Annotated in this window: 6 protein-coding genes; 2 read left to right on the top strand and 4 right to left on the bottom strand. The window is 59.7% G+C overall.

Translation table 11 applies throughout. The annotated features are described in order from the left end of the window. Positions 1-310 precede the first annotated feature (310 nt). The gene (locus ABX749_RS15970) at positions 311-1,111 is read left to right on the top strand and encodes a hypothetical protein (RefSeq protein WP_372896854.1); all 801 of its coding nucleotides are present in this window, start codon (positions 311-313) and stop codon (positions 1,109-1,111) included. A 61-nt stretch (positions 1,112-1,172) separates the two neighbouring features. On the opposite strand, the gene rfbA is transcribed toward ABX749_RS15970, so the two are convergent. Genes rfbA through ABX749_RS15955 form a run of 3 tightly spaced genes read right to left on the bottom strand, consistent with a single transcriptional unit; the run spans position 1,173 to position 4,440 of the window. Further along, a complete protein-coding gene (gene rfbA / locus ABX749_RS15965) occupies positions 1,173-2,057 on the bottom strand; it encodes a glucose-1-phosphate thymidylyltransferase RfbA (RefSeq protein ID WP_372896853.1) in 885 nt (294 codons plus the stop codon). Then, complete coding sequence (rfbB, locus tag ABX749_RS15960; RefSeq protein ID WP_372896852.1) at positions 2,054-3,121, bottom strand: dTDP-glucose 4,6-dehydratase; 1,068 nt, start codon at positions 3,119-3,121, stop codon at positions 2,054-2,056. The genes rfbA and rfbB overlap by 4 nt, the downstream gene beginning before the upstream one ends. Beyond that, a complete protein-coding gene (locus ABX749_RS15955; RefSeq protein ID WP_372896851.1) occupies positions 3,118-4,440 on the bottom strand; it encodes a prolipoprotein diacylglyceryl transferase in 1,323 nt (440 codons plus the stop codon). Before ABX749_RS15955 ends, rfbB begins: the two co-directional genes overlap by 4 nt. Positions 4,441-4,547: 107 nt before the next feature. On the opposite strand from ABX749_RS15955, the gene ABX749_RS15950 reads away from it, so the two are divergent. Beyond that, positions 4,548-5,444 (top strand): hypothetical protein, encoded by an 897-nt coding sequence (locus tag ABX749_RS15950; protein ID WP_372896850.1) that lies wholly within the window; start codon positions 4,548-4,550, stop codon positions 5,442-5,444. Positions 5,445-5,739: 295 nt separating this feature from the next. Here the strand turns inward: ABX749_RS15950 and metF are convergent, their stop codons facing one another. Further along, positions 5,740-6,630, bottom strand: a complete 891-nt coding sequence (gene metF / locus ABX749_RS15945; protein ID WP_372896849.1) for a methylenetetrahydrofolate reductase [NAD(P)H] — start codon at positions 6,628-6,630, stop codon at positions 5,740-5,742. Positions 6,631-6,990 lie beyond the last annotated feature (360 nt).

The raw sequence follows: 6,990 nt of genomic DNA, 5'->3' as shown, positions 1-6,990 counted from the left end.
TTCAGGTTTCAGGTTTGAGAGTTGAGATTTGAGATTTGAGATTTGAGATTTGAGATTTGAGATTTGCCCACGCGCTGGCTGACGCCACCGGCAAACATTGTACCAGCCCCTCAGGATTCAGACGCCCTGTCCGTCGATCCGGTTCAAAACCAGCCACCTTCCGATCGGAGTCCCCAACATAAACGACTTGAAACTTGAAACTTGAAACTCACAACTTAAAACTTGAAACATTCTCCCATGAGATCCGCTTGGTTGTTTGAAAGGCAACTCAACGCCGCAACCCAACATTCTTTCTTCCGGATCTCGACCCATGAAACGCACTGCCAAAAAACTCTTCGTCGCCGCAGCGATCGCCGCCGTCTCGATTCAATCCGTTCCGACTGCATCGGCGTGTGGCGGACGCGGGGGGCGAGTTTCTTATGCCCCGGCTTACGGCGGCTATTCTCGAGCCGCGTCGAACTATCGCACGACGTTGCCCGTGACACCGCCGATTCATAACGCTCGGCCGTCGTTCAACCCGCCGTTGCACCAAACGTCGCACCCTGCCGCGGTCGCACCGCCGGTATCGACCGCATCGACGGTTGCTGCCGTTCGCCCGCGACCACGGGCACAAGTCGCGTTGCAAACCGCGGCGGCACCGCAGCCCACCAACACGGCCTCAACCGTCCAATCGCAGCCGTCCGCGCAAACGACCGCAACGACTTCAGCGGTGGATGCCGAAACGTCGGCGCTGGCCGCACTGGCGTCCCTGGCCGCTTCCCAGCCGACGGCGACGACGACTCCATCAACCACGCCGCAGCCCTCCGCGCAACCGGTCGCAGCCTCCGCAGCCACACCCGACCACATCGGCAGCTTTCGGGCAACGCTGCCGAGCAACGTCACGATCGAATTGAGCTTGAACGGCAGCGGCACGTTTTCGTGGGTCGTCAGCAACAACGGCAAGACCAGCCAGTTCTCGGGCCAATACCGCGTGACCGACGGACGGTTGACGTTGGTCCGCAGCAACGACCTGCAGAAGATGGCCGGCAAGCTGACCCTGGGACCGAACGGTTTCACATTCCAACTGGACGGTGCCAACAACGCCGGACTGGACTTCAAGAAAGTCGCGTAGGTCACACGGTGCATCACGATGGGCATGCTCGACATGCCCATCGTCCGACGCAACCGCGGGCTTAGCCGCGATGCGTGATCGGGTGCTCGAGCAGCTTGCGAAGATAACGTCCGTACTCGCTGTGCCGAATCGATTCGGCACAGCGGGCGAGCCCTTGGCGATCGATCCAGCCGTTTCGAAACGCGATCTCTTCCGGACAACAAACCTTCAACCCCGTCCGCTTTTCGATCGCACCGACAAAACTGCTGGCGTCATGCAAACTCTCGTGCGTCCCGGTATCCAGCCAAGCGATCCCGCGGCCCAGCACCTTCACTTCCAACGCCCCTTGCTCCAAGTAAACGCGGTTCAGATCGGTGATCTCCAGTTCGCCGCGCGGTGAAGGCGACAACTGCTTGGCAATGTCACTGGCACGGGAATCGAAAAAGTACAAACCGGGTACGGCAAAGTTGGATCGCGGCTCGGCGGGCTTTTCTTCCAACGTGATCACGCGGCCGGCGGAATCGAACGACACGACGCCATAGGCGGATGGGTCTCGCACTTCATAGGCAAAGATTTTTGCGCCGCGGACCAGCTCCGCCGAACCACGCAGCAATTGAATCAAGCCCTCGCCGTAAAACACGTTGTCGCCCAAGACAAGACAACTCGGTTGGCCCTGCAAGAAATCTTCTCCCAGGATCAATGCTTCGGCTAACCCGCCGGGACGCTGCTGGACCGCATAAGAAATCCGAAGTCCCCACGCCGAACCGTCCCCCAACAACGACTGATACAGCGGCGTGTGACTGGGGGTGCTGATCAGCAAGATGTCTTGGATTCCGGCCAACATCAACGTCGACAGCGGATAGTAGATCATCGGCTTGTCATAGACGGGCAACAACTGTTTGCTGATCGCCGTCGTCAACGGCGCCAGTCGGCTGCCGCTGCCGCCAGCCAAAATAATGCCCTTCATGATGGATCCGTCCTTGAAACCTGGCCGAGTCGCTGGAGTTGGTAGTTCCCGTCCAGGATCGATTGCCACCAGTCGCGATGGGTCAGGTACCAATGGACGGTTTGGCGAAGACTGGTTTCCAGGTCAAATTGCGGCCGCCAACCGAGTTCGTCGCGAATCTTGGTCGAATCGATCGCGTACCTGAAATCATGGCCCGGCCGATCAGGCACGAACGTGATCAGCTGCTCGTATCGCCCGTCGCGTCGTGGATTCAGTTCGTCCAAGATGCTGCAGAGCGAACGGACCAAATCGATGTTGCGCCGCTGGCTGTCCCCGCCGATGTTGTACGTTTGGCCGACACGACCATTCTCTAACACACGGCACAGCGCCCGGGCGTGATCGAGCACATACAGCCAATCGCGAATGTTTTCACCCTTGCCATAGACCGGCAGCGATTGCTCCCCGAGCGCCTTGATGATCATCAACGGCAGCAGTTTTTCGGGGAACTGGTACGGTCCAAAATTGTTGCTGCAATTGGTCACGATCACGGGCAAGTCGTACGTCGTCTTCCAAGCCCGGGCCAGGTGGTCCGAAGCAGCTTTGGTGGCCGAGTACGGTGAATGCGGGTCGTACGGCGTCGACTCGCTAAACTCGCCGGTCGCACCAAGCGTCCCGTAGACTTCGTCAGTGGAGACATGCAGAAAGCGAAACGACGCGGCGCGCTGGCTCGCCAGGCCTCGGTAATAATCCACCGCCGCGGTCAACAGATGGAACGTGCCGACCACGTTGGTCTGGATGAACGCGGCAGGGCCATCGATGGAACGGTCGACGTGTGATTCGGCGGCCAGATGCATCACGGCGTCGGGAGCATGCTGGGCAAAGACACCACGCATCGCTTCCAAGTCCGCGATGTCGACGTGACAAAACGTGTAGCGGGGATCGTCGGCAACGTCGGCCAACGAGTTGGGATTGCCCGCGTACGTCAACTTGTCCACGTTGATGACAGTGTGCGATGACGACGTGAGCAAATGGCGGATCAGGTTGCTGCCGATAAACCCGCACCCACCGGTGATCAGGATCTTCACTTGAACACTCCTGACCTCGCAGCGTCGCTGCCATCGACCGTTTCCGTGCGGACGAAATACAGCCAAATCAATCCGGCGATCGACAGACTGAACACGACGACACTGACCCACTGGGAAATCGACAGCGACGTGTTGAATTGACCGGCCTCGTCGACCCGAACGATCTCCAGCACGAACCGCAACACCGCGTAGGAAGCAAACCCGATGAACATCAACGCGCCAGTGCGAGTGATCATCAACGACAGGGCGCAAAGTGCAATGCAAAGGACCAGGGCACTGATGCTGCTGATCGGTTGCGCCGCACGCACCGGCAACGCCCGCTCGGGAAGCTCGTCGGGCGCCAACACGTGTGTCTGACCAGAAACACGCATCATCCATCCCGGCACAATCTCTTCTTCGGGGGTCTCCGGGTCGGCTTGCTTGAACGGACGTCGATCAAAGTCACCGGCTTCGTAGACGTCGTTGGCCTGGATGCCCAATTCATCCGCGACGCTGTCCGGGACCACCGAACGAATCTTGCCGGTTTTCAAGTCGATGTTCATGCCCAGCAATTCGCCGCTGGCCAATTGCTCTTGATAAACCTTGGTGATCGGCGGAAATCGCAGCGACGCCCAACCGGGTTCGCATCGCCCGCCGTAACAGCAACCGTTGAGCAGGCAGCCGATCCGGCCAAAAAAGACGCCCAGGAAAATGCAGGGGACAATCGCATCACCGAAACGCAGCAGGGGGATTTTGTTTCGAGACGTGAAAATCAGGAAGGCGAGGAATCCGCCGATGAACGAACCGTAGACCACCAACCCGCCTTCGGTGAACGCCAGCATGTTTTTGATCGTGTCCAGCGTCGTCTCGCCGATGTATTGGTCGCGGTACTGGATCACATAAAACAGCCGGGCGCCGACGAAGCCGCCGAAAATGACCCAGGGGGCCAACCCTAAACTCCACTCGGGGTTCATGCCGGCACGCTCGGTCCGGTAGGCCGCCAGCGCAATCGCACTGGAAACGCCCAACACCAAGAACACGCCGTAGCCGCGGATCGCCATCCCGACCGGATCGCCGGCGACGTTTTTCAGTTCGACGCTGGGCAGGATAAACACGACCAAGCCCGCCGCGATCGCCCAAAACAAGCCTTCGCCGGCGAGGACCTGGCCGAGCGTCGGTGGCCCGGACGGGTCGTTTTCTCCCGCGTGCCGGCTGAGTTGAAACTGGGCCCAAACCAGCCGAACGAAGAGTGCCAGCACGAGGATCCCCAGCGCCCAACCGAACCCAAATACGGGAAACGGCCCGATTTCGTGGGGAATGAAGAAAAGCGTGCGTTGCATCGATGACGGTGAAGGGTTGAAGTTGCGAAAAACCCGGTGACATTGGCCTAGACCACCGGCGTCTCCCTTTTCTACGCTCCAGAGAGTGAAAAAGTCCAGGTCGCCTCGTGGCATCCTCCCGAGGACGCCCACCCAATGACGACCACCCGATCACGAACCACACCTACGAGATCGCCAGCATGATGCGGCCTTCCCACTCCATCGTTCCGAATCGGTTCGCGGCAATCCTTTTGATTGCCGGGTGCAGCCTACTCGTGTCGGCCCAAGCCGACGCTGCCGAACCGCCCCAGGTCCGACTCGCCGCAGCAAACGCCCCGGTCGCCCCCGGCGACGCATTCCAAGTCACCGTCGAGGTGTTTGAAGTGCTCGGCAATGAAAAACTACAGCTCCAGGATCGCCACCTGGTGCTGTTCAAAGGCGGCAAAGCCTACGACTTTGGGTTGACCGAACCGCGCGACGTGACGCTGATCGACCCGGTCAATTCCCAAGTCATCTTGCTCTCACGTGTCGACCACGTCAAATCGACGATCACCCACCAAGAAATCGTGACCGCCGCAGCCCGATTTCGACTCTTTGCGACCAACGAAGGCCTGGAGACACGGTTGGGAATCGACGCCAAGACGACCAAGGATCCGAACCAAGACAATCGCTACAGCATCGAGTTCGGCGACTATCACTACAGCGTCGCGGCCGCCGAACCGTCGATGGCGGCACAACCGCATCGCTTCGCCGAGTTCACCGACTGGGTTGCCCGAGTGAATCTGGTCCGCAAACTCGGCACCCCGCCGTTTGCCCGAATCAATCTGGGAAACGCCATCGCGGCCGAGGGTTTGATTCCGCAAACCGTCACGCTGACACTGAAATCCCAGACCCACTCCCGGACGTTCGTCTCGTCGTACACGTTCAAACCGGGGCTGAGCAAGGAAAGCCAACAGCGCCTCGATGAGGTCGCCGGCATGCTGACGCTCTACCGCGACGTGCCGCTGGCGGCGTTTCCGCGCTAGCGCTCCGTCAACGTTTAGATTTAGGGTGCTGTGGAAAAGCTCAGGCGGTAATTTGCGGAACGATGAAACGATGACTGAGCCCACGGATGACAGGGTGCAAAAAATCCGTGGGTTCGCGCTGCCATCCGTGGGTATTGTTTTCGACCGTTAGACCAGTGAAATTGCTGGAGTGCTTCGTCAAGATTGAATCTTAGGGCTGAAGCCGCCAAGGCTGTCGGCGGATCACCATCGGAGCCGAAGCTCTTGGAGAGTTCCGCTACCCCAAAATCAAATGTAGCCAGATCACTCGCGCGATCTACGACTGCATGCCCAGCGACAGGCCGTCGAGCATTTGACCGGCCGCATCGCTCTTGTTGAGCACGTAGTAGTGAATCCCGGGGACTCCGTTTTCGATCAAATCGATCGTTTGCACCCGCGCGTGATCCACCCCGACTTTGAATTGATAGTCGGCATCGTCGTTTTCGTTCATCGCCGCGGCCATCTGGTCCGGGATGCGTGCTTTGCACATGCCGGCGATGCGGAGTGCCTGCTTGTAGTTGGTCACCGGCAAAATCCCGGGCACGATCGGAACGCGGATCCCTGCGGCCTGGCAGGCATCGCGAAAACGATAGAAGTCGTCGTTGTCGTAGAACAACTGCGTCACGATCACGTCTGCCCCGGCATCGACCTTTCGCTTCAGGTTGTCCAGGTCGGTTTGTGCGTCGGGCGCTTCCTGGTGGACTTCCGGATAACCGGCGACCGCGATGCCGAACTGATCGGGAAAACGTTCTTGGATCAGTTCGACCAATTCGTTGGCGTACCTTAGTCCGCCCTCGACCGCCTGGAACGATTCGCTGCCCTTGGGCGGGTCGCCACGCAATGCGACGATGTAATCCGCCCCCCGCCGCTTGGCTTCGGCCAAGTACTCACCGAGCTGGTCGACGGTCGCTCCGACACAGGTCAGGTGCGACGCAACGGGCAGCCCCGTCAGCTCGCGGACCCGTTGGACCACATCCAGGGTGCGCGATTGGGTCGAACCGCCGGCGCCGTAGGTGCAGGTGAAGAAACTCGGCTGAAATGCCTTCAATCGCTCGACGTTCTTTTCCAGCAGGTCCATGCCCGCATCGGTTTTCGGCGGGAACAACTCGAACGAAATCGCGCATTGCTCGCCGTTGTAGTGATCGGCAAGTTTGATCGGAGAACTCATCTGGGACCGAAAAGCGGGGTGAAAAATCGTATGGAAACGGCGTCCATTGTAGCCCCTCGATCAGATTCGCAATGCGCCCTCTCAGAAAGGTGGCAAAGGCCAACGCCTGGCACACCAGCGCACGTTGGCGTCCAGCCTTCCGGCGACGGTCCCACGCGCTGCGAAGCAGCAAGACGGGCGGCTAAAGCCTGCACACCAGCGCACGTTGGTGTCCAGCCTTCAGGCGACTCCCCCTCGCTGCACCGCAGCGACCCCGGGCGGCACCAGCGCACGTTGGTGTCTAGCCTTCAGGCGACTCCCCTCGCGCTGCGAAGCAGCAAGACGGGCGGCTAAAGCCTGCACACCAGCGCACGTTGGTGT

It is taken from the genome of Stieleria sp., from assembly GCF_041595215.1.
Classification (GTDB): domain Bacteria; phylum Planctomycetota; class Planctomycetia; order Pirellulales; family Pirellulaceae; genus Stieleria; species Stieleria magnilauensis.
The sequence above is the reverse complement of the archived record's forward strand: the minus strand, read 5'-3'. Positions and strand labels throughout refer to the sequence as shown.